The organism is Microbacterium sp. NPDC089696 (assembly GCF_044749125.1).
Taxonomy (GTDB): Bacteria; Actinomycetota; Actinomycetes; order Actinomycetales; family Microbacteriaceae; genus Microbacterium.
Genome location: NZ_JBIVHF010000001.1, coordinates 1,417,314 through 1,439,249, shown reverse-complemented (window position 1 = coordinate 1,439,249; position 21,936 = coordinate 1,417,314). Strand labels below are relative to the sequence as shown.

Below are 21,936 nucleotides of genomic sequence, written 5' to 3'. Positions count from 1 at the left end.
GGTTCACGGCCCCGCGGCGCGCGCGGTCTCCGCACAATCGAGGGATGCCGCCGCTCACGCCCAAGATCCTCACCCGCCTCGATCCGTCCGTTCCGCTGCTGTGGCGCGACGGCGAGACGCTGCAGATCGGCATCGAGGGGACCCTGCGGATCCCCGCCACGGAGCCGTGGGTGGAGCGGCTGCTCACACGCCTGGCCGTGGGGTTCCGACGTGCGTCGTTCGATGTGATCGCCCACGCCGCCGGAGCACCCCGGGCGCAGGCGCGCGCGCTGCTCGCACGGCTCGAGCCACTGCTGCTCGACGATCCTCCGTCGCCGCGTGCCGCCTGGGTCGAGAGCATCGGCGTGCACGACGGCCGGTGCGCGCCGCGGCTCCGCGACGCCCTGCTGGACGAGGGCGTGGCTCCCGGCCTGCGCACGGATCCGGGGGACATCGGAGTGGTCCTCGTGGAGGGGGCCGCCGCCGCGATCGAGTTCGCGCGGTACCTGCGGGAGGACACCTCGCACCTGCCGGTGTCGCTGGAGCGCGGTCGCATCACGATCGGTCCTCTGGTCGTGCCCGGGGAATCTCCCTGCCTGGCCTGCCGCGACGCCGCGGCCACGGACGACGATCCGGCGTGGCCGCGCATGCACGCTCAGCTGATCGGACGCGCCTCCGGACCGGTCAGCGCTGCACGCATCGCGGATGCCGCGACCGTCGTGGCTCAACTGCTCGCCGAGGATCCCGCTGGCGGCACGGTCATCGTGATCAGCCGCGACGGGCGCCGCGTCCGGCACCCGGTGCCGTTTCACGCAGGATGCCGGTGCCGCGCGCCGTGGTCCCGATCTCCGCGAGGAACCGCGATGGAGCCCGCTCCCCGCGTCCGGCCGACCGCGACCAGGACAGCGACAGGGTACGCGCGGCTCGCGTGACGCCGACGTAGGCGAGTCGCCGTTCCTCGTCGATCGCCTCGAACCCGGTGGCGTAGGAGATCGGCAGGGCGCCCTCGGCCCACCCGGCCAGATGGACGTGCGGCCACTCGAGACCCTTCGCGGCGTGCAGGGTCGAGAGCGTGACGGTGCGCATGGTCGGCTCGTGCTGGTCCTTGGCGCGGGCCATGAGCGCATCGCTGAACGAGCGGAGCGTCTCCCCCGGGCCGGCCTCCTCGGCCAGACGGAGGATCGCCCGACGCGCCTCCCAGCCGTCGCGCTGCGCTCCCCCGGCAGCCGGCGGCTCCTCGGTGAGGCCGAGCTCGCGCAGCACGCGCTGCACGCCGGGGAGGAAGCCGTGCTCCGTCGGCGCGACCGCGGCGGCGCGCAGCGCGAGGATGGCCTGACGCACCTCCGGCATCGCGAAGAACCGGGTGCCGCCGAGCACCGAGGTCGCGATGCCCTGCGCGGCGAGCGCCTGCTGCAGAACGGCCGACTGGGCGTGGGCACGATAGAGCACCGCGACGTCCGCGGGTGAGGCGCCGGACTCGATGGCGGCCGCGACGGCGGCGGCGATCCCCTCGGCCTCCTCGCGCTCGCTGTCGTACGCCGTGACCGTGGGAGTGTCGGCGGAGAACGTCTCCCGTGCCGGAACGAGCTCGAGAGCACCGGGCCTGCCGTGCATCAGCGCGTTCGCAGCCGAGAGGATCGGCGCCTGCGAGCGGTAGTTCGTCTCCAGGCGCACGATCGTGGCGTCGGGGTGCCGTCGTTCGAACTCCAGGAGGAAGCGCTGCTCCGCACCGGCGAACGAGTAGATCGTCTGGCTCGCGTCGCCGACCACGCAGATGTCGCGCCGGTCGCCGAGCCACAGCTCGAGCAGGCGGTTCTGCAGCGGGGAGACGTCCTGGAACTCGTCGACCGTGAAGTGACGGTACTGCTCGTGCACCGACGCCGCGACCCGGGGCTCGGCTTCCAGCATCCCGGCGCACGCGAGCAGCACGTCCTCGAAGTCGAGCTGGTGCCGTTCGTCCTTGAGCGCCTCGTACCGCTGCTGCAGCTCCGCGAGCTGTGTCGCGTCCACCCCGCTCACGGCACGGCCGAGCGACGCGTGCTGCTCGACGGACAGCATCGAGACCTTGCGCCACTCGATCTCCGAGGCGATGTCCCGCAGGGTCGCCGTGCTCGGGCGCAGCCGCATGGCATCGGCCGCCTGTCCGAGCATCCGCACCTTGTTGTCGATGATCGACGGCGCGGGAGACCCCGCCAGAGTCGGCCAGAAGAAGTTGAGCTGGGCGAGCGCCGCGGCGTGGAAGGTGCGGGCGGCGACGCCCTCGACGCCGAGCGCGCGGAGCCGGCCGCGCAACTCACCAGCGGCCTTCGCGGTGAACGTCACCGCCATGACCCGAGACGGACTGTAGGCGCCGGTGTCCACGCCGTGGGCGATGCGGTGCGTGATGACCCTGGTCTTGCCGGTACCGGCTCCCGCGAGCACCGCGACGGGCCCGCGCAGCACGGATGCCGCCTCCCGCTGCCGTTCGTCGAGCGCGTCGAGTGCGCTCACGCGCCGTCCTCGAACCAGGAGACGATCAGAGCGCGGGCGATCGACGCCGCGCCGGGGAGCCCGACGGGGCCGTCGCCTGCGAGCGCGGTTCCGATCTCCGCGCGGGTGAACCACCGCACGTCGACGATCTCTTCGCCGTCCGGGCGCACGTCGTCCTCGTCCAGAGCGACGGCGCGGAAGCCCAGCATGAGCGAACGCGGGAAGGGCCAGGGCTGCGACGAGACGTAGCGCAGCGATGCGAGGCGCACACCCGACTCCTCGGCCAGCTCGCGATGGACGGTCGTCTCGAGAGACTCCCCCGCCTCCGTGAAACCGGCGAAGCACGAGTACATCCTGCCGCCCCAGTTGGCGTTCGCGCCGAGCAGCAGCCGCTCTCCGTCGGCGCTCTCGACGGCCACGATCACGGCCGGGTCGGTGCGCGGGAAGTGCTCGCGGCCGCAGATCAGGCATCGCCGCGACCAGCCTGCCTGCCGCAGCTCGGTGCCTCCGCCGCACGTCGGACAGAACGGCGCGTCGCGGAGCCAGCCGCCCAGAGCCAGCGCCTCGACGAGGATCTCCGCGTCGACCTCGCCGAGACGACCGCCGAGATCGCGGAGTCCCAGCCAGGTCTCGTCGGGTGCGGTGTCGACCGTGTCCGCCTCGGGAGGGAGTGATGCGAGCAGCACGGCGGCGCCAGCGGCATCCCGGCCGAGCAGAGCCCAGGTCGCCTCCCCCACCGAGTCCGCGGAGACGCGGAGGAGCGTCGGAGCCTCGAGGTCGTCTCCGCCGATGCGCACGCGTCCGTCGCGGACCGCGATCACCGTCGTCGTGGACTCCGCCCGCAGACGGTCGACCACCCCGCTCTCGGCGCGCAGGTCGGCCGCACGGTCGAAAGGCGCATGCCTCGTGGTCATCGACTCCCTCTCTCACGGGCGTGGCAGAGGCTGGACGCCCCCGCGCCCACCTACCCTGGGGGTATGGGACGCTCTCCATTCACTCTAGCCGCGGCGGTGACGGCCGCACTGCCCGGAGCGGAGGTGACGGGAGCCCGCCCGCTGACCACCGACGGCGACGGTCGCTTCGACTCCGCTGTGGCCTCTCTGGCCGACGGCAGGGAACTCGCGATCCGCGTCGCCGACGACGACGAGACCGCGCGGGAACTGGCCGCCGAGGCCCTCGCGCTCCGCGCGCTCACCGCGGGCGCTCGGGCCATGCTGCCCTTCGCCGCACCGGAGTACATCGGCGAGACGCGCCTCGGCGACGCCCGCGCCCTCGTGACCGGCCTGCTCCCCGGCTTCCAGATCGAGGCCGCCCTCGTGCCCGCCGGGCGCGGCGCGGCCGAGTCGATGGGCTCCGCGATCGCCGCTGTGCATGCGCTGCCGACCTCGGTCGTGCGCGGCGCCGGCCTGCTCACGCGCTCTGCTCAGGAGAGCCGCGACGAGCTGGCGCGACTCGTCGACACCGCCGCCGCGACCGGACGCGTACCCGCTCGACTCACCGTGCGGTGGCGGGAGGCCGTCGCCGACGACGACCTGTGGCGGTTCGAGTCCACGGTCGTCCTCGGCGGGCTGCAGGCCACGTCCTTCCTGTTCCGCGACGACGACGAGAAGGGTCCGGAGGTGACCGGCCTCGTCGGATGGCACGCGCTGTCGGTGGGAGACCCCGCGCTCGACCTGTCCTGGCTCTCGGCCGCCCCGGACGCCGCCGACGACGTCCACGCCTCGTACGCGCGCACGGTCGACCGCGTCCCCGACCCGGCGCTGGAGGTTCGAGCCCGGCTGCTGGCCGAGCTCGAGTTCGCCCGCTGGCTCGTGCACGGCGACTCGCTGCGCCGCCCCGACATCGTCGACGACGCGGCCGCACTGCTGGAGGCCCTGGCCGACGGGCTGCACGCCGACGATCTCACGGTGATCGGGTCTCGCGGCGAGGGCGTGGACTCCGCCCTGGACGCGCTCGACCGCGTTCCCGAATCCGCGACGCCCGGAGTCGACACGTCGATGCAGACCGACGCCTACAACCCGAACGAGCTGTGGCAGGACGAGTCGGAGGACCGCCCGGCCGACGCGAACCCGACCGGAGCCGCGACGGACGACGACGGCACGCACGATCTCACCGACGCCGCGAACGAGGCCGCGCATCGCATCGAGGCCGGCGCCCTGCAGACCGAGGACCTCTCGGGAGTACGGGCAGGGCTCGCCGACGCGCGTCGACCGTCGGCGGATCGCGACGCCGCCGGTCACGACGCCGAGGACGACGACACGCACTCCCCCGAGGACGAGGCTCAACGTGCTGCGCGCGCCGCGCTCCAGCGCTGGAGGAGCTCGGACTCCGAGTAGACGCGGTCGCCGCGGATCACCAGGTCGTCGGCCACGTAGTAGAGCGCGACGTCGATGTCCTCCAGCGGCACGCCGAACCGCCGATGGTAGGCGAGCCGGTACAGCGCGAGCTGCAGCATGCGCTGGTCCCGGTCCTTCGCCGTGCGCGGCGCCCGACCCGTCTTCCAGTCGACGATCTCGATGCGCCCGCCCCGATCCTCACGCCGGTACACCGCATCGAGCTTGCAGATCACGATGTGCCGCTCCCCGGGGTCCACGCCGTCGAGGCCACCGCCGAGCACGAAGTCGATCTCGATCTCGACCGCGATCGGGCGGCGTCCACCCCACTCACTCCGCTCGAACACGCCCTGGAGGACCGCGAGGTCGGCGGCGTCGGCCGGTGACACCTCCGCGGTCGCGTCGTCCGAGGACGGGACGATGTCCTCGTCGTCGAGCTCCCACAGCGCCTCGTCGACTCGCTGCCCCACCCCCACGAGTTCGCTGCGGCGTTCGACCCAGGCATGGAAGAGGGTGCCGAGCCGGGTCTGCCGGTACGGACGCTCCGGCATGGGGCGGACGATCGACGACAGGGCCTCGCCGAAGTCCGTGACGTAGTCCTTGAACCGCGAGGCGGGCACGCGCGTGGGCGGCGGAGCATCCGTCCCGCGGAGCCGCGCCGCGCGTTCGTCCAGCAGCCGCGTCAGCTCCGGTGTCGGCTCCTGGGAGTCCGCTCCGGCATCCCGCACCGCGCCCGCCGCGGCCTCGACGACCGGGCGTCGAGCTCCCAGCGGATCGATCGGCCAGGTGAGTGTCGTGCCTGGTCCGTCGTAGGGGTTGTCCTCGGGGTCCACCTCGGCGATCGGCCGCGCACCGCTCGCCTCGATCGCTTCGAGGAGGTACGGGCTCGGCGCCTTCGGCTGCTTCTGTCCGGCCCAGTGCGCACCCGTCAGGAGCAGATCCGTGCGTGCGCGCGTCACCGCGACGTACGCCAGACGCCGTTCCTCCTCCTGCTGGTACTCGCGATAGGCGTCTTTGAAGACGGTGAGCGCGCCCGGAGCGGTCCTGCTCCGGCTCGTGAGCGACGCGACCCCGGCCTTCAGCCGCTTCGCGGGGTCGGGTTCCTCGTCGGTCGGCGGGATCCAGGTGAACGTCGGCAGCGCAGCGCTGTCCCCGCGCAGGGCGAACGGCAGCACGCCGAAGCCGAACCATCCGGCGGTGTCGGTCGGCCGCGACGGGAGCTCCCCCTCGACCATCCGCACCACGGCGACGGCGTCCCATTCCAGTCCCTTGGATCCGTGGATCGTGAGGAGCTGGACCACGCCCGGCTCCGGCGGCTCCGGTCGGGGCATGAGCTCGTCGGTGCTCTCCGCCTTGTCGAGCCAGGCCAGCAGGCTGGAGATCGTGCCGCGCTCGTCGGCGGCGAGGAACGCGCGGACCTCGTCGGTGAACGCGCGCAGCTGCGTGGCCGCGACGCGCGCCGGCCCTCGCGTCTCGTTGGTCGCGAGCTCGATGTCGAGGCGCAGCTCCAGCTCGATCATCCGGAGCAGGTCCGGCAGCGGCAGCGACGACGAGCGCCGGAGTCGCTCCAGCATCTCGCCCGCCGAACGGATCCGCGCGCGCCCCTCCGGGGTGATCTCCGCCAGGAGGCGGTAGTCGTCGCTCAGCCCTCGCACCACATCCACGGCATCGACGATCGACAGCGCCTCGTCGGCGCCGCGCGAGGCCCTGATCCGCTGACGCAGCTCCTCGTCGAGGGGCAGCAGCCCGCTGTCGCGTCGGGAGAGCTCGGCGGCGAGCCCCTGCAACGCCGCCATGTCGGCCACTCCCACCGCGAAGCGCGGGCCCACCAGGAGACGGATCAGCGCGGAACCCGCGGTGGGGTCGTGCAGCACGCGCAGCGTCGACACGACGTCGACGACCTCGGGCGTGGAGAGCAGTCCGCCCAGGCCGAGGATCCGGTGCGGGATGCCCCGAGCGGCCAGTGCGGCGGCGAACGTCTGCATGTGCCGCTTGGAGCGGAACAGGATCGCCCCCGTATGCGGCTTCGCCGTGTCGTCATGCGCCGCGCGTCGATCCGCGAACCAGTCGGCGACCTCGCGCGCCTCGTCGTCGACGGTGAGCGGGAAGCGGATCTCGACCGCGCCCTCGCCCGCTCCCGGACGGGACTCGAGCGGCGGGACGTCGAGTCCGGCGCGACGCAGCGGCCCCAGCACCTCGTTGGCGATGTCGAGCACGCCACGGTCGTTGCGCCAGCTCGTCATGAGGCTGAAGCTCTCGACCGGCTCGTGCTCGGCGAAGGTGCGGGCGAAGGCGTGCAGGTTGTCGGCGCTGGCGCCCCGCCACCCGTAGATCGACTGATGCGGGTCGCCGACCGCCATCACGGCCGAGTCGCGGAACAGCTCCGCGAGGAAGCGCGTCTGGATCACCGAGGTGTCCTGGTACTCATCGAGGAGCACGACGCGATGCTGCTCCCGCAGCTCGTCGCGCACATCGGGCGAGGTCTCCACGATGTCGTACGCGCCGCTCACCTGGTCGGCGAAGTCGAGGACGCCCCGACGCTCCTTCTCGGCGATGTACTCGCGGACGAGCGTCGTCAGCGCGGGGAGTGCACGCAGATTGGCGGACACCCCGCCGACCTCGGCATGGCTCGCATAGGGCGCGAACGCCTCGGCCTGGCGCAGCGCGATCCGATCCGCGCGGTCGAGGTCGGCACGGTGGTCGAGAGAGTCGCCCGCGAGACGCTGCACGGCGTCGACGACGCCGTTGAGCGCGCGGTCGATCTCCTCCAGATCGGGGAGGTCCGCGCGCAGCACGACGTCGCGCGCGAGCATCCACGACGCCGCCTGACTGAGCATCGCGACGTCGGAGTCCCGACCGATGCGCGCCGCGTGCTCGCGCACGATGCCGTCGGCGAAGGCGTTGTAGGTCGACACCCGCGGCCGGATCAGGAGGTCCTCCACCGCAGGGGTCGTCGCCCCTCCGTGCGCCGTGCCGAATCGCTCGGCGATCTCGTCGAGCACCTGCGCGCGCACGACCTCGCGCTGACGTCCCGGCACCGCCTTCGCCACGCGTTCGAGCTCTCCCGATGCGACGATCTCCGGCAGATGCGGCAGCAGACCGCGACGGCCGTACTCGTCGATGAGCGCGAGTCTCGCGCCGATCCGCTCGGCGAGCTCGCCCGCCGCCTTGCGCGTGAAGGTGAGTCCGAGGATCTCGTCGCGGCGCACATGACCGTTCGCAACGAGCCAGACCACGCGCCCGGACATCGTCTCGGTCTTGCCGCTGCCCGCCCCCGCGACCACGAGCGCGGGGCGCGGCGGCGCCTCGATCACGCGCTGCTGCGCCTCGGTGGGCGGCGGGAGGCCGAGTGCGGCGGCCACGTCGAGCGCCGACACCCCGTTGCCGTCTCCGGTCCAGGCGGTCATGAGCTCACCGCCGCGACGGTGTGGATGCGGCAGGGCTGCACGCGCCATTGCGTGTCCGCGCAGTGCGCGTCGACGTGGGCCGTGAAGCTGGCCGCCGACATGCCCCGTGCGGCATCGGCGATGCGTCCGAGGAACCGGACGCGCTCCTCCCCTGCCAGTGTGTGCTGATGCGCGACGCGGAAGTCGCTGCCGGCGAGGGTCTTGGCGACGAGCACGAGTCGTGCTCCGGCGAGCGCCGCGGGATCGGCGCCCTCGACGAGCCCCTGCTGCACGGCCACCTGGTACGCGGCCAGCTGCGCATGGTCCGCGACCTTCTGCTCGCTCTCGGGCTCGTACTTGCCGGTCTTCAGGTCGACCACGACCACACGCTCGGCCTCAGGTGCGGCCATCCGCGTCCACCGCTGACCACGGGCCTTGGCATGCTCGCCCCCGCCCGGGGAGTACGCCTCGACCCGGTCGATGAAGCCGTGCACGATCGCCCGGTGCGGATGCGGCTCCGCCTCCCCCGACACACCGTGCACCTCGGGCGTCGACGCGTCGTCCTCCTCGGGGATGTCGACGGCGAACCGGAACTCGACCTCTCCGGCCAGCACGCGCCCTCCCTCGGCGGAGACCGCGGCGAGATAGCTGTGCAGCCGGTCGATGTAGAGGTCGGCGCGCCTCCGCTCCTTGCGGCCGATCCACGCCGTCTCGAAGTCGAGCTCGGGCCAATGCTCTGCCAGGACGGCGCGAAGCCGATCGAGGTCGCCGTCGGGGACCTTCTCCATCGCCTCGTGCACGATCGTGCCGATCCCGGCCGAGGGCGGCATCACCGAATCCCCGCCCAGAGCCGACACGGCCCAGTTGAGCTCGCACTCCTCGAAGGACTCCATGCGCGAGGGAGAGACCCGTGCGGCTTCCACGGCGAGGTCGTGCATGGGCGCCCCGGTCGTCGACGGCGTCACGCCGTACCAGTCGAGGGGATCCGCGCCGGGCACGCCCTCGCGCGCGAGCACCGCCAGCTGCCCTGCCGCGTGCTCCCTCGCCGCCGTCGCGGTCGAGGTCGTGAGCACACGCCGGTGCCGCGCGACGAGTCCGCGCAGGGTGAGCGGATGCTCGGCCGAGGCGTGCAGTTCGGGTGGCTCGGGCGTCGGGAGGAAGGCGAAGAACGGGCTCGGGGTCATGTCGTCGTCATCCACCGCGGTGATGAGCAGACGCGCCCGGGGCCGGGAGATCGCGCGGACGAACAGGCGGAGCTCGTCGTGCAGGGCCGCACGGCGACGGTCGAGTGTGCCCGGGGGCTCCTCCGCGACCCCGGTGCGCGCCGCATGCAGGGCGTCGGCGAGGCGCCAGCTCTGCAGCAGCCCGCCGCGCAGGCGCACGTTCGGCCAGATGCCGTCCTGCACGCCTGCGACCACGACCGCGTCGAACTCGGTGCCGAGCGCGGTCGCCGGGGTGAGCAGAGTCACGCGCCCCGGCCGCTCGGGGCTCGAGAGCGAGTCCTCGGGCACCTCGCTGTCGAGGACGTCGCGCACGAACGCCTCGGGCTTCTCGTTCGGCGTCCGCTCGACGAACCTCTTGGCCGCGCCGAACAGCGAGACGAGGGCGTCGAGCGCACGCGCCGTCTCCGCTCCGCCGGCCTGCAGCGAGGACTCGCGCCAGGCGACGTGCAGACGTCGTCCGTCGACGGCGCGCGCCTGATCCCAGACGCGCCAGAGGAGGTCGTGGATGGTCTCGCCCGCGGCCGCCGCGGCGGACACCTCGGCCACCGTCTGCGCGAAACGCGCCGCGATGCGGGCCTCGTGCGCGTCGATCAGCGTGAAGTGATCGGGAGACGTGAGCGCCTGCCGCAGGAGCTCACGGGCGGGGGTCGATCCGCCGAGATCGAGCTCGATGTGCCGCAGCCGTGCCCGCAGACGTCGCAGGCCGATCGCATCCATCCCGCCGAAGGGCGTGCGAAGCGCCTCCTCCCAGTCGTGCGGCGTGCGTTCCTCGGGCGGCATCAGCGCGAGTCTCACGACGTCGACGATGTCGCGCACCACCGATTCGCTGCCGAGCGGACGCTGGATCCCGGCGGCCCTGGTCGGGATCTCGCGCGCGGCGAGCTCGGTCTCGAGCTGGGCGACCTGGCGCGTGTCGTGCGCGATGACCGCCATCCGGTCCCACGGCACGTCCTCGGACAGATGCCACTCGCGCATGACGCCCGCGATGCGGTCGAGCTCCTCGTGCGGGGACGGCGCGAGGAAGGTGCGGACGGACGGCTCCCGGCCGTCGTCGGACGGGAGGGCCTGGGGTGCGCGGCGGTGATCCACGCGACCGGCCGCGCCGATCGCCTGCGTGACCGTGCGGGTGAGGGTCGTGAGGTCGGCGACCTGCCGATGCGGGGCGTCGAGCACATGCACCTCGCCGAGCGCGCCGGCGAGCTGTGCGAAGAGCTCGGGCGTCGCGCCGCGGAACGCGCCGGAGGAGATGTCGGGGTCGCCGAACGCGAGCACCGCGACGTCGCGTGCGCGCAACGCCTGCACGACGGCCACGCCGCCCCGGGTGAGCTCCTGCGCGTCGTCGATCAGCACGACGCGCAGGGCGGCGAGTGCTCCGAGCGTCGGAGCGTCGGCCGTGCGCAGGATCGCCGCCGCCTCGGCGAGCAGGTCCGCCGCGTCACGATGCGCTGCGCGGGCGCTGTCGAGCACGGCGCGGTACTCGACCAGGAAGTCGGCGACGGCCGTCCACGCCGGGTCGCCCTCGGCACGCAGCTCGGCGGGATGCGCACCCAGTTCGACGCACTCCGCCAGGAACGCGCGCAGTTCGGAGCGGAACCCCGTGGACCCGCGCACGGTGGGGCTCAGCGCCTCGGGCCAGGTGATCGCCGCGTCCTCGGCGTCGCCGGCGAGCAGATCGGCGATCAGGCGGTCCTGATCCGCGCCGGTGAGCAGCGCCGGAGGTTCGGCGCCAGCGCGCACCATGGCCCCGCGCACGATCTGGAACGCGAACGAGCCGAGGGAGCGGGCAAGTGGACCGGGTGTCGCCTGTCCGATCCGGACCCCGACACGGTCGCGCAGCGCGGTGGCAGCCTGTCTGCTCGGCGTCAGGACCAGGACCTGCTCCGGAGCGAGCCCGTCGACCTCGAGCAGCCGCACGACGCGTTCGATGAGCGTGTGCGTCTTCCCGGTGCCGGGCGCGCCGACGATGATGCCGGATGCCGTCGCCGCGGCGCCGATCACGGCGTTCTGCGCGGCGTCCTGGGTCATGTCCTCCACGCTACTGGCGCGCGCGGACATCGTCGTCGCGACCGCGCGTGCCCGCCTGTGCGCTCAGGGCGAAACCACGCCCCGACGCCGATCCGGCCCCGTCACCCCGGGGTAGAGTTGGGCGCACAGCAAGGTCGAAACGACAACGGGAGTACGCGTGGAAATCCGCATCGGCATCATCAACACCGGCCGCGAGCTCAGCTTCGAGACCGCCGCGAGCGCGGACGAGGTCCGCTCCCAGGTCTCGGCGGCGCTGGAGCAGAGCACGCCGCACCTGAGCTTCGCCGATGTCAAGGGCAACTCCTACCTGGTCCCGACCGCTCAGCTGGCCTACATCGAGCTCGGCACCGAGGAATCGCGCCGCGTCGGCTTCGTGGCCTGACCCGCCGTGTACATCCTCCTCGCGCTGATCGGCGCCTGCGCGCTCGGCATCGCCGCGCACTTCGTGCTGCCGGGTCGTGAGCTCCGCGGCGTCGCGCTCGCTCCGGCGATCGCGACAGCCCTGTCCGCGATCGCCTACACGGGCCTGCAGTGGCTCGGCGTCGGCGAGGACAGCGTGTGGCTGTGGCTCGCGAGCGTGCTCGGCGCCGTCGTGGTGGCCGCGGCCGTCACCGCGGTGATCGTGGCGGTCCGTCGCCGCACGGACGCCGAGGCCAAGGTCGCGCTCGGCATCTGACCGCGAGCCGGTTCCCCCGACCGGACTCGGTTCCTCTCAGGAGGCGAGTCCCATCGCGTCCATGCGGCGTGCGTGGGCGCCCATCAGCTCGGTGTACACGGGCTCGACGCGCTCCTCGGTCATCGCGGCGAGCTCCGGCTGGCGCAGCGCCGAGCGGCACACGAGGATCGTGTCGCCCACGAGCCGCCGCGCCCACATCGACAGCAGGGAGCGCCACTCCCCGTCGCCGTCGATCGTCTCCTGGATGATCGCGACGATCTCGTGCCTGGCGTCGTCCTCGCTGAGGATCGCGACCACGCGCTCCCCGACCTCGCCGTAGCTGGAAGCGAGGGCGAGGTAGAAGTCGTCGAGCATGCCTGCCGTGATGTACACCGAGAGCAGCGTCTCGCGCGGGCGCGCGCCGATCGTCTTGCGGCGGAACGCGTCGAGGTTCTCGCGGAACGGCAGCATCAGCTGCGTGGGGTCGTCCCCCCGCTCGGCGATGAGGTCGACGATGGCCTTGTGCTTCGTGAGCGCGGCCCCTGCCGCACGCGACAGCGACTCCTTCTCGGAGAGCTCGGGCGTCGCACGGATGAGGCGCGTGAGCGTCTCGAAGTAGCCGAGCTGCAGGTACGCCGCCTGCCCGAGGAAGCGGTCGAGCTCGGGGGCGACCTCCGCGAAGTCGACTCGGGTCGCCGTGCCCTGATCGCCGCGACTGCGCAGCGTCAGCGTGCGCCGGGGCGTCCTCCGCTTCCAGAACCAGTTGACCACGGGCTTCACAATACCCGGGCGGCGGCGCAGTTCCAGGCGCAAGCGCACCCTCGGGGTAGGCTGTTCCCGTCCCCGCCGTTGGAGCGGGGCCCGCGCCTGTGGCACAAGAGACGGCGTGGATCCGTGAACGTGGCGATCTCACCGGTCGCCGGACAGGCATCTGAACATTGACATCTTTCGCTGATCTCGGAATCGATCAGGACATCGTCGACGCACTCGCCGCGAAGGGCATCGTCGACGCCTTCCCCATCCAGGAGCAGACCATCCCGCTCGGGCTGCCCGGGCAGGACATCATCGGCCAGGCCAAGACCGGCACGGGCAAGACCTTCGGCTTCGGCATCCCCGTCGTCCAGCGCCTCGGACTCGACCCCGAGCCCGGCGTGAAGGCGCTCATCGTCGTCCCGACCCGCGAGCTCGCGGTGCAGGTCTACGAGGACATCGACCTGCTCACGAGCAACCGCTCCACGAGCGTCGTCGCGATCTACGGCGGCAAGGCCTACGAGGGACAGATCGACCAGCTCAAGGCCGGCGCGCAGATCGTGGTGGGCACCCCCGGTCGTCTGATCGACCTCGCGGGCCAGCGCCTGCTCGACCTGTCGAACGCGACCGAGGTCGTGCTCGACGAGGCCGACAAGATGCTCGACCTCGGCTTCCTCGCCGACATCGAGAAGATCTTCCAGAAGGTCCCGGCCGTCCGCCACACGCAGCTGTTCTCGGCGACCATGCCCGGACCGATCGTGGCGCTCGCCCGACGCTTCATGTCGAACCCGATCCACATCCGCGCCAACGACCCCGACGAGGGTCTGACGCAGGCGAACATCAAGCACCTCGTGTATCGCGCGCACTCGCTGGACAAGGACGAGGTCATCGCCCGTATCCTCCAGGCCGAGGGACGCGGCAAGACCGTGATCTTCACGCGCACCAAGCGCGCGGCGCAGCGACTGGTCGACGAGCTCGGCGACCGCGGCTTCAACGTCGGCGGCGTGCACGGCGACATGGGCCAGGATCAGCGCGAGCGCTCGATGGCGGCGTTCAAGGCGGGCAAGAAGGACGTGCTCGTCGCGACCGACGTCGCCGCGCGCGGCATCGACGTCGACGATGTGACGCACGTCATCAACCACACCATCCCGGACGAGGAGAAGACGTACCTCCACCGCGCCGGCCGCACGGGTCGCGCCGGCAAGACCGGCATCGCGGTGACGTTCGTCGACTGGGAGGACCTGCACAAATGGGCCCTCATCAACCGGGCACTGGAGTTCGGCCAGCCGGAGCCGCTGGAGACATACTCCTCGAGCCCGCACCTGTACGAGGACCTCGACATCCCGGCCGGCACCAAGGGTCGTCTCGTCACGGCGCCGAAGACCGAGAAGCCCGCCCGCCAGCCGCGACCCGAGCGCGCCGCCGATGCGGCCGCCGAGGGCACCGCGGAAGGCGGCACGCGTCGCCGTCGCCGCCGTCGCGGCGGTGCGAACCCGGTGGGCTCGACGTTCGCCGAGGGATCGACCGACTCGTCATCCGGTGAGGGGCAGTCCGCGCCCACAGCCGACCGCAGCGCCGAGGGCGCCGGCACGCACGACGGCGCCGGCAAGGAGCATCACGACGGCAAGCCGGCTCCCGCGCGCCGCCGTCGTCGTCGCCGCGGCGGCTCGGGTGCCGCGGGCACCACTCCGGTCGCCGGGGCCTGAGCGCCCGCGACCCGATCGACCTCCGTGGGGGCGGATGCTGCAGCAGCGGCATCCGCCCCCACTGTCGTCCCGTCCGCACCGGCCGCCACCGGCGACCGCGGTGGATACACCCACGTCACCATCACGACCGAGATGATCATGAGCAGGAACCACGAGCTGAGCTTGCTGAGCGAGACCGGTTGCCAGGCCACGACCTGATCGGGATACGCCCAGGCGCCCGCCCACGTGCCGATGTTCTCGGCGAGGTAGATGAACACCGCGACTCCCGCGAACACCGCGAGCAGCGGCAGGCGGATCGTGCGCCGCCAGACCCGGGCGTGCATGATCGTCGGCAGCCAAAGCAGCACGACGGCCACGAGCAGCACCCAGCGGGCGTCCCACCACCAGTGGTGCGTGAAGAAGTTGACGTAGATCGCGGCCGCGAGCACGGTCGTGAGCCAGCGCCAGGGGTAGCGCGTGAACCCGAGGTCGAAAAGCCGGTGCACCCGCACCATGTACGAGCCCACCGCCGCGTACATGAAGCCGCTGAACAGCGGCACGCCGCCGATGCGCAGGATGCCGTCCGCGGCATAGGCCCACGATCCGACGTCGGTCTTGAACAGCTCCATGGCCGTCCCGGTGAGGTGGAAGAGCACGATCACCCAGAGCTCGCGCCCCGACTCGAGCCGGAACACGAGCATCGCCACCTGGATCAGCACCGCGGTGATCGTCAGGGCGTCGTTGCGTGCGAGCACCGCGTCGTCCGGGTACCAGAGCCGCGCCGCGACGATCGCCACCAGGAGCGCGGCGCCGAACACGCACGCCCAGGCCTGCTTCAGCACGAAGACCGCGAACTCGACGAGTCCTGCCCTGAGCCCTCCGGCCGGGGAATCGCTCAGTACACGGTGGGCGATCGCGTCGATGCGCCGTTCCAGGGATGTCGCCCGTTGCATGCCGGGAAGAGTATCCGCCGTCGTCGACAGCCCGCCGTGAACTCGCCGAGAGGTCAGGGGTAGCGAGGCTCGACGCCCGTCGCGCGATCGATCAGTCGGGCCACCATGTCGTCCGCCGTCGTGTTCTCACCGGGGCGGTTGGGCTTGCCGCTGCCGTGATAATCGCTCGACCCCGTCACGATCAGATCGTGCTCCGCCGCCAGGCGGCGCAGCGTCCGCTTGCCGGACTCGGTGTTCTCGCGATGATCGATCTCGAATCCCCCGAGGCCCTCCGCGATCAGACGCTCGATGAACGGGATCGGCATCATCCGATCGCGTCCGCTCGTCACGGGGTGGGCGATGATCGCCACTCCCCCGGCGTCCGTGATCAGCCGCACGGCCGTGAGAGGGTCGGGCGCGTAGTGGGGCTCGTAGTACCCCTCGCGCGGATGCAGGATGCCGTCGAACGCCTCGGTGCGGTCGCGGACGATGCCCCGGGCCACGAGCGCGTCCGCGATGTGCGGACGGCCGACCGTCGCATCCGGCGTGGTCTGTGCGAGCACGTCGTCCCAGTGCAGATCGAAGTCGCGGCCGATGTTGCGCACGATGCGCTCCGCGCGGCCGATCCGGTCGCCGCGGATCCGTTCGGTCTCGGCCACGAGGCCGGGGTGCGCCGGGTCGAACAGGTAGCCGAGCACGTGCACGCTGCGCCACTCGTGCTTGGCGGAGAGCTCCATACCGGGCAGGAAGGTCATCCCGCGGCTCACGGCCTCCTCGCCCGCCGCGTCCCAGCCCGTGGTGCGGTCGTGGTCGGTGAGTGCGAGCGTGCGCACACCGTGCGCCTGCGCCTGCCGCACGACCTCCCGCGGGGACTCCGTCCCATCCGAGTGGTTGGAGTGCAGATGCAGGTCAGCGGGACCCGCGAATCGGTGCGAGCGAACGACGGCCATCCTCCGAGCGTACCGAGCGCGGCGGCCGACGGACGCGCACGCCCGCGGCAGGGTCTTCCCAGCGAGCACTCCTAGGCTGGAGGGGATGCTGAGACTTCTGGGGATCCTGTTCACCGTGCTGCTCGCGATCGGGACGGCGATCGTGGTGTGGCCGCAGTTCTTCCACCTCGAGCAGACCTTCCCGTTCGCGCAGATCGTCGCCGCGCGAGGGGTCGTGCTCGCCGCGTTCCTCGCCCTCGCGGTGGTGGCGCTGCTCCTGCTGACCGCCAGGTCGCTCCGCGGATTCGCCGCGTCGATCCTGCTCGTGGCGCTGCTCGGGGCAGGGGCCACGGCGGCGGTCGGCCTGACCCGCGGATTCGGCACGGCCGGTCTCCCCGCGGCGACCGACACCAGCATCCGCGTGCTCACCTGGAACACCGCGGGCGACGCCGTCTCCGCCGAGACGATCGCCCGGCAGGTGCTCGACCAGGGCGCCGACATCGTGGCGCTGCCCGAGACCACGGAGGCCGTCGGAGAGCAGGTCGCGGTGATGCTCCGCGAGCAGGGCCACCCGATGTGGGTGCACCATGTGCAGTTCAAGCCCGACGTCGTCGACGGTCCGAAGTCCTGGTTCACGACGGTGCTGGTGTCGCCCGAGCTCGGCGAGTACTCGGTGATCGAGTCGTCGGAGGACGGCACCAGCAACACGAGCTCGGTCCCGAGCGCGGTGCTCATGCCGGTCGGAGGCACGGGGCCGACGATCGTCGCGGTGCACGCCGTGGCCCCGCGCATGGAGGAGATGGAGGGCTGGCGCAGCGACCTGCGCTGGATCGCCGACCAGTGCCCCGAGGGCAACTTCGTGATCGCCGGCGACTTCAACGCGACCGTCGACCACATGGCGGGACTCGGCGTCGACGGCGGCGACATGGGCTATTGCCGCGACGTCGCCTCCCGCACGGGCAACGGGCTGAGCGGCACGTGGCCGAGCTCACTCCCCGCGCTGCTCAGCACGCCCATCGACCACGTCATGGCCTCGCCGAACTGGACCCCCACCGGGTCGGAGGTGATCGACGACGCGAGCGGCAGCGACCACCGCGCGCTCGTCGTGCAGCTGGAGCCGGCGGGCTGAGCGCCCCGGTGGCATCCCGCGTCCGGCTCTCAGGTGACAGACTGGAGGGATGAGCACCGCAGAACGCGACACGATCGCAGAGCCCGCCGTCGAGACCCCCGCGGAGAAGCCCGTCGAGAACGGGACCACCAACCGCAAGCAGCCGTTCCCGCGCGGATTCCTCGACACGATCTCCACGGGCTGGGCCGAGCGCCCCGAGCCCCTTCCGTCCGCGCGCGCACAGGCTCCGTACGCCGCGACCCGCCGCGCCGCCGTCTCCGCCGCCTTCCCGGGGCAGCGCCTCGTGATCCCCGCCGGCTCGCTCAAGCAGCGCAGCAACGACACGGACTATCCGTTCCGCGCGCACTCGGCCTTCGCCCACCTCACCGGCTGGGCGGCCGACTCCGAACCCGACTCGATCCTCGTGTTCGAGCCGACCGCCGACGGCCACGACGTGACCCTGTACTTCCGCGAGCGCGCCGACCGCACGACCACGGAGTTCTACGCCGACGCGACCGTGGGCGAGTTCTGGATCGGCCCCCGTCCCTCCCTCGCGGGCGTCGCCGCCGACCTGGGCATCGCGACCGCTCACCTCGACGACTTCGCCGCCGCGGACGACGAGCTGGTCCTCGAGGAGTCCGAGGACCTCACCCGCGTCGTCTCCGAGCTGCGCCTCGTCAAGGACGAGTACGAGATCGCCGAGATGCGCCGCGCCGTCGACATCACGGCGCAGGGCTTCGACGACATCATCCGCGCCCTTCCCGACGCGGTCTCGCACGCGCGCGGCGAGCGCGTCGTCGAGGGCGTCTTCCACCGTCGCGCGCGCGAGGACGGGAACGGCGAGGGCTACGACACGATCGCCGCCTCCGGCCCGCATGCGTGCTACCTGCACTGGACCCGCAACGACGGCACCGTCGTGCCGGGCGACCTGATCCTCGTCGACGCCGGCGTCGAGGCCGACAGCCTGTACACCGCCGACATCACCCGCACGCTCCCCGTGTCGGGCACCTTCACCGACGTGCAGCGCCGCGTGTACGAGACCGTGCGGGAGGCCGCGGACGCCGCGTTCGCCGCCGCGCGCATCGGCGTGCGCTTCCGCGAGGTGCACGAGGCGGCCATGAAGGTCATCGCCGCTCGCACGGCGGAGTGGGGTCTGCTCCCGGTGACCGCGGAGGAGGCGCTCGACGCGGATGCCGGCGGCCAGCACCGCCGCTATATGGTGCACGGGACGTCGCACCACCTCGGCATCGATGTGCACGACTGCGCGCAGGCCCGCCGGGAGATGTACTACGACGGCATCCTCGCCCCGGGCATGGTGTTCACGATCGAGCCCGGCCTGTACTTCCAGATCGACGACGTGACGGTGCCGGCCGAGTACCGCGGCATCGGCGTGCGCATCGAGGACGACATCCTCATGACCGAGGACGGCCCCGTGAACCTCTCGGCCGACATCCCGCGCACGGCCGACGAGATCGAGGCGTGGATCGCCCGGGTTCAGGGCTGAGCGCCACGCGTGCATGACGACGAGCTCGGGGTCTCCGACGACATCGCTGCGCGACTGATCGCGCAGCGCTTCCCCGAGCTCGCCGGCCTCCCCCTGCGGCGTCTGCGGACCGCGGGAACGGTGAACACGATCATCCGGATCGGCGACGGGCACGTCGCGCGCTTCCCGCTCCTGGAGGAATCCGAGGAGCAGCTGCGCACGGAGGCCGCGGCGATCGCCGAGTTCATCGACGTCGCACCGGTCCCGTCGCCCGCTCCGGTGGGCATCGCTCCGGCATCCTCCGATTTCGCCTCCGCGTGGGCAGTGCAGACGTGGATCGCGGGCGACGCCGTCGCGCCCGACTCGCACGAGTCGTCCGCGGAGTTCGCCCACGATGTCGTCGGCGTGATCTCCGCTCTCCGGACCGCCGACGTGCGCGGGCGGGCGTTCGACGGTCGCGGACGCGGCGGACGCCTGCGCGACCACGACGACTGGGTCGAGCACTGCCTGACCCGGAGCGCCCATCTCGTCGACGTCGATCGCACGCGGCGGCTGTGGCACGCTCTGCACGACCTCCCGTCCGCCGGTCCCGACGTCATGAGCCATCGCGATCTCACGCCGTTCAACCTCCTCGCCACGGGCGCACGTCTGACCGGGGTGCTCGACACCGGCGGCTTCGGACCGGCGGATCCGGCACTCGACCTCGTCGCGGCCTGGCACCTGTTCGACGCCGACCGCCGCGCGATCATCCGTGACGGGCTCGGCGCGGATGCCGTGATGTGGCATCGGGGCGCGGCCTGGGCGCTGCAGCAGGCGATGGGACTCGTCTGGTACTACGAGACGTCGAATCCGGCGATGAGCGCGCTCGGACTCTCGACCGTGCGCCGTCTGCGGGAGGACGAGGAACTGGCGCGGCTCGCCTGAAGCGTCAGGACCGCACGAACTCCGCGACGATCGGCGCGAGAGAAGCGCCGATCTCGTCGGCAGGACGCTTGCGTCCCTTAACCTCGAACGTGTGGCCACCGCCCTCGATCCACACGACGCGCGCGTCGCGGCAGGTGGCGACGACGCTCTCGAACTGATCGAGCGGCTGGATGAACGGGTCGTTCGAGCCCTCCACGAACAGCTGGGGCACCGCGATCGACGGCAGGTGCTCCGCGCGGGGCTTCTCCGGGCGACCGGGCGGGTGCAGCGGGTAGCCGAGGTAGGCGAGACCGTCGACCGCGAGCCCCTCGGCCACGGCCATCGACGCCATGCGTCCGCCGTAGGACTTGCCCGTCGCCCAGATGCGCGCGGACGGCGCCTGCTCTCGCGCGTGGGCCACCACCGCATTCCACGTCGCCACGGCGTGGGCGGCGGGTCCCGGCATCCGACGTCCCTGTTCGACGTACGGGAAGTTGAAACGCAGGGTCGAGTATCCGAGCGCACCGAGGGCGTCGGCGAATCCGGTGAGGAACGGGTGGTCCTTGCCCGTCCCCGCGCCGTGGGCGATCAGAACGACGTCGTCGCGCGATCCCTCGGTCCAGTCGCCGGACACGGTCGTCGCCCCGGCCGGCAGCTCGACCCGGATCTCGACCATCAGCGGCGCAGGTACGGGATCGCGAACGGGATCCGCATGACCTTGCCCGCCGATGCCCGCACCATGCCGACGATCACGAGCACGAGGTGCAGCACCGACAGCGCGAAGTAGATCGTGATGACGGTGCCGAACGGGTAGAAGCCCGTCACGGGCCCATTCGCGGAGAGCGCGAACAGCAGAACGAAGTGCGAGACGATCAGCACGACCGACAGCAGCAGATAGGTGAGGCCCCAGTTGAGCGCGACGCGCGCGTTCTCTCGGGCCACTCCGCCGAACCGGCGCGACGCTCCACCGCTCACGGCCATCGCGATCCCCGAGGCTAGTCCGCCGACGAAGGGGAACGGCACGAGAATCAGGAGGCCCAGCGCCCAGGGCAGGAGTCCACGGGGAGCAGGAGCAGGCGGATACACGCCGCCGGGATATCCGGGGGCGGGCGCCGGATACCCGGGGGCTGCCGCGGGATGCGTCGGAGCCGGAGCCTGATAGCCCGGCGCCTGCGCAGGGAAGCCGGGCGCGACGGACGGGGCGGACTGGCCGGGGGCCAGCGGCGGAGCGGGCGGCGCCGCAGGTTCAGGATGGACCGGCGGCTGCTGGGGATCCTGGCCGAACGGCTCGTTCGAGCTCATCAGGCACCCTCAGCGGGCTTCGGGGCGCCGGTCTGCGGCACGTCGTCGCCCGACTCGGGCTCGGCGACCGGATCGGCGGGGCGCGGCGGGATCTCCGGCTCGGTCGCCGGAGGCGTCTGGTCGGCGGGGGCCGCGGGCGGCTGCGCCTGGCCCTCTCCGCTGCCGGGCGTGATCCGCTCGCCGTATCGCGGCGGCTCGTCGAGGTTCACCGGCGGACGCACCGTGGCGGGCCGAACCGCGCCCAGCACCTGGCGCGCCTTCGCGAGTGACGCGGCCTGCACCCGGACCTCGTAGTGGTCGGCGGCGAACTGCGTCACGCTCGCGAAGTCCCGGCGACGGCGCACGATCGCGTACGTCACGAGACTCAGGATCATGCCGAGCGCGACGCCGATGAAGACGAATCCGACGAACAGCTGGATCGGGACCTCAGGGTTGCCGATCACGAGGATCGCCGCGAGGAAGAGACCGATCAGGACGCCGTTGATGGCTCCCGAGCGGGCGGCCGCGGCGTAGCCGAGCCGGCCGGTGATGCGCTCGACCGTGCGCACGCTCTGACCGATGATCGCGATGTCGCGCGCCGGCACCTCCTGCGCGATCAGCTTCGAGACCGTCTTCTGCGCACCCTCGTAGTCACGCGTCGAGGCGACGATCTCTCCCTCGTCGCGGCTGTCGGCTGGACGGTTCAGCATGCTCATCCCGCCATTGTTCCATGCCTCCCCCTGATCGGACCGGGAGCGGGCGGATCGGACACGGATGCCGCGTTCCCCGCCCGCC

The 21,936-nt window shown here is 72.1% G+C and carries 17 protein-coding genes; 7 read left to right on the top strand and 10 right to left on the bottom strand.

The genetic code is table 11. The annotated features are described in order from the left end of the window. Positions 1 to 747: 747 nt before the first annotated feature. Together ACIPY8_RS07060 and nudC are read right to left on the bottom strand one after the other, a co-directional pair. Positions 748 to 2,469, bottom strand: coding sequence for an ATP-dependent helicase (locus tag ACIPY8_RS07060; RefSeq protein WP_400816447.1), 1,722 nt, complete (start codon positions 2,467 to 2,469; stop codon positions 748 to 750). Next, positions 2,466 to 3,362, bottom strand: a complete 897-nt coding sequence (nudC, locus tag ACIPY8_RS07055) for an NAD(+) diphosphatase (protein WP_400816446.1) — start codon at positions 3,360 to 3,362, stop codon at positions 2,466 to 2,468. Before nudC ends, ACIPY8_RS07060 begins: the two co-directional genes overlap by 4 nt. A 63-nt stretch (positions 3,363 to 3,425) precedes the next feature. Between nudC and ACIPY8_RS07050 the strand changes: the two genes are divergently transcribed. After that, positions 3,426 to 4,784, top strand: a complete 1,359-nt coding sequence (locus ACIPY8_RS07050) for a hypothetical protein (protein ID WP_400816444.1) — start codon at positions 3,426 to 3,428, stop codon at positions 4,782 to 4,784. Here ACIPY8_RS07050 and ACIPY8_RS07045 read toward each other — a convergent pair. Then, the gene (locus tag ACIPY8_RS07045; protein ID WP_400816442.1) at positions 4,730 to 8,188 is read right to left on the bottom strand and encodes a UvrD-helicase domain-containing protein; all 3,459 of its coding nucleotides are present in this window, start codon (positions 8,186 to 8,188) and stop codon (positions 4,730 to 4,732) included. The two genes, ACIPY8_RS07050 and ACIPY8_RS07045, sit on opposite strands and share 55 nt — an antisense overlap. Beyond that, positions 8,185 to 11,415 (bottom strand): UvrD-helicase domain-containing protein, encoded by a 3,231-nt coding sequence (locus ACIPY8_RS07040; RefSeq protein WP_400816440.1) that lies wholly within the window; start codon positions 11,413 to 11,415, stop codon positions 8,185 to 8,187. Before ACIPY8_RS07040 ends, ACIPY8_RS07045 begins: the two co-directional genes overlap by 4 nt. Positions 11,416 to 11,572: 157 nt before the next feature. On the opposite strand from ACIPY8_RS07040, the gene ACIPY8_RS07035 reads away from it, so the two are divergent. Next, positions 11,573 to 11,797: a DUF3107 domain-containing protein gene (locus ACIPY8_RS07035; protein ID WP_400816438.1), complete on the top strand. Its 225-nt coding sequence runs from the start codon at positions 11,573 to 11,575 to the stop codon at positions 11,795 to 11,797. 6 nt (positions 11,798 to 11,803) lie between these two features. Continuing rightward, positions 11,804 to 12,091 carry a hypothetical protein gene (locus tag ACIPY8_RS07030; RefSeq protein ID WP_400816436.1) on the top strand — a complete coding sequence of 96 codons (288 nt, stop codon included), beginning with the start codon at positions 11,804 to 11,806 and terminating at the stop codon, positions 12,089 to 12,091. A 36-nt stretch (positions 12,092 to 12,127) separates the two neighbouring features. Here ACIPY8_RS07030 and ACIPY8_RS07025 read toward each other — a convergent pair whose 3' ends face one another. After that, complete coding sequence (locus ACIPY8_RS07025; protein WP_400816434.1) at positions 12,128 to 12,841, bottom strand: ferritin-like fold-containing protein; 714 nt, start codon at positions 12,839 to 12,841, stop codon at positions 12,128 to 12,130. Positions 12,842 to 13,008: 167 nt separating this feature from the next. Between ACIPY8_RS07025 and ACIPY8_RS07020 the strand changes: the two genes are divergently transcribed. Then, positions 13,009 to 14,526, top strand: coding sequence for a DEAD/DEAH box helicase (locus ACIPY8_RS07020; protein ID WP_400816432.1), 1,518 nt, complete (start codon positions 13,009 to 13,011; stop codon positions 14,524 to 14,526). Here ACIPY8_RS07020 and ACIPY8_RS07015 read toward each other — a convergent pair. Further along, on the bottom strand, positions 14,436 to 15,458 hold the full coding sequence (locus ACIPY8_RS07015; RefSeq protein ID WP_400816430.1) for a DUF817 domain-containing protein: 1,023 nt from the start codon (positions 15,456 to 15,458) through the stop codon (positions 14,436 to 14,438). The genes ACIPY8_RS07020 and ACIPY8_RS07015 overlap by 91 nt on opposite strands. A gap of 53 nt (positions 15,459 to 15,511) precedes the next feature. Further along, positions 15,512 to 16,387: a PHP domain-containing protein gene (locus tag ACIPY8_RS07010; RefSeq protein WP_400816428.1), complete on the bottom strand. Its 876-nt coding sequence runs from the start codon at positions 16,385 to 16,387 to the stop codon at positions 15,512 to 15,514. Positions 16,388 to 16,472: 85 nt separating this feature from the next. Here ACIPY8_RS07010 and ACIPY8_RS07005 point away from each other — a divergent pair, with 85 nt between their 5' ends. Genes ACIPY8_RS07005 through ACIPY8_RS06995 form a run of 3 tightly spaced genes read left to right on the top strand, consistent with a single transcriptional unit; the run spans position 16,473 to position 19,881 of the window. Beyond that, on the top strand, positions 16,473 to 17,495 hold the full coding sequence (locus tag ACIPY8_RS07005) for an endonuclease/exonuclease/phosphatase family protein (protein WP_400816426.1): 1,023 nt from the start codon (positions 16,473 to 16,475) through the stop codon (positions 17,493 to 17,495). 49 nt (positions 17,496 to 17,544) lie between these two features. Next, the gene (locus tag ACIPY8_RS07000; protein WP_400816424.1) at positions 17,545 to 18,978 is read left to right on the top strand and encodes an aminopeptidase P family protein; all 1,434 of its coding nucleotides are present in this window, start codon (positions 17,545 to 17,547) and stop codon (positions 18,976 to 18,978) included. A gap of 9 nt (positions 18,979 to 18,987) precedes the next feature. Beyond that, positions 18,988 to 19,881, top strand: a complete 894-nt coding sequence (locus ACIPY8_RS06995) for a phosphotransferase (protein ID WP_400816422.1) — start codon at positions 18,988 to 18,990, stop codon at positions 19,879 to 19,881. Between the two features lie 4 nt (positions 19,882 to 19,885). On the opposite strand, the gene ACIPY8_RS06990 is transcribed toward ACIPY8_RS06995, so the two are convergent. Genes ACIPY8_RS06990 through ACIPY8_RS06980 form a run of 3 tightly spaced genes read right to left on the bottom strand, consistent with a single transcriptional unit; the run spans position 19,886 to position 21,857 of the window. Continuing rightward, positions 19,886 to 20,536, bottom strand: coding sequence for an alpha/beta family hydrolase (locus ACIPY8_RS06990; protein ID WP_400816420.1), 651 nt, complete (start codon positions 20,534 to 20,536; stop codon positions 19,886 to 19,888). Continuing rightward, a complete protein-coding gene (locus ACIPY8_RS06985; RefSeq protein WP_400816418.1) occupies positions 20,536 to 21,162 on the bottom strand; it encodes a DUF4870 domain-containing protein in 627 nt (208 codons plus the stop codon). The genes ACIPY8_RS06990 and ACIPY8_RS06985 overlap by 1 nt, the downstream gene beginning before the upstream one ends. Beyond that, positions 21,162 to 21,857, bottom strand: coding sequence for a general stress protein (locus ACIPY8_RS06980; protein WP_400816416.1), 696 nt, complete (start codon positions 21,855 to 21,857; stop codon positions 21,162 to 21,164). Before ACIPY8_RS06980 ends, ACIPY8_RS06985 begins: the two co-directional genes overlap by 1 nt. Positions 21,858 to 21,936 lie beyond the last annotated feature (79 nt).

Excerpts from the sequence above, each read along its gene's own strand:
- nudC (WP_400816446.1), bottom strand. The coding sequence starts at position 3,362 with ATGACCACGAGGCATGCGCCTTTCGACCGTGCGGCCGACCTGCGCGCC.
- ACIPY8_RS07050 (WP_400816444.1), top strand. The coding sequence starts at position 3,426 with ATGGGACGCTCTCCATTCACTCTAGCCGCGGCGGTGACGGCCGCACTG.
- ACIPY8_RS07045 (WP_400816442.1), bottom strand. The coding sequence starts at position 8,188 with ATGACCGCCTGGACCGGAGACGGCAACGGGGTGTCGGCGCTCGACGTG.
- ACIPY8_RS07005 (WP_400816426.1), top strand. The coding sequence starts at position 16,473 with ATGCTGAGACTTCTGGGGATCCTGTTCACCGTGCTGCTCGCGATCGGG.
- ACIPY8_RS07000 (WP_400816424.1), top strand. The coding sequence starts at position 17,545 with ATGAGCACCGCAGAACGCGACACGATCGCAGAGCCCGCCGTCGAGACC.
- ACIPY8_RS06980 (WP_400816416.1), bottom strand. The coding sequence starts at position 21,857 with ATGAGCATGCTGAACCGTCCAGCCGACAGCCGCGACGAGGGAGAGATC.
- ACIPY8_RS07040 (WP_400816440.1), bottom strand. The coding sequence starts at position 11,415 with ATGACCCAGGACGCCGCGCAGAACGCCGTGATCGGCGCCGCGGCGACG.
- ACIPY8_RS06985 (WP_400816418.1), bottom strand. The coding sequence starts at position 21,162 with ATGAGCTCGAACGAGCCGTTCGGCCAGGATCCCCAGCAGCCGCCGGTC.
- ACIPY8_RS07010 (WP_400816428.1), bottom strand. The coding sequence starts at position 16,387 with ATGGCCGTCGTTCGCTCGCACCGATTCGCGGGTCCCGCTGACCTGCAT.
- ACIPY8_RS06990 (WP_400816420.1), bottom strand. The coding sequence starts at position 20,536 with ATGGTCGAGATCCGGGTCGAGCTGCCGGCCGGGGCGACGACCGTGTCC.
- ACIPY8_RS07015 (WP_400816430.1), bottom strand. The coding sequence starts at position 15,458 with ATGCAACGGGCGACATCCCTGGAACGGCGCATCGACGCGATCGCCCAC.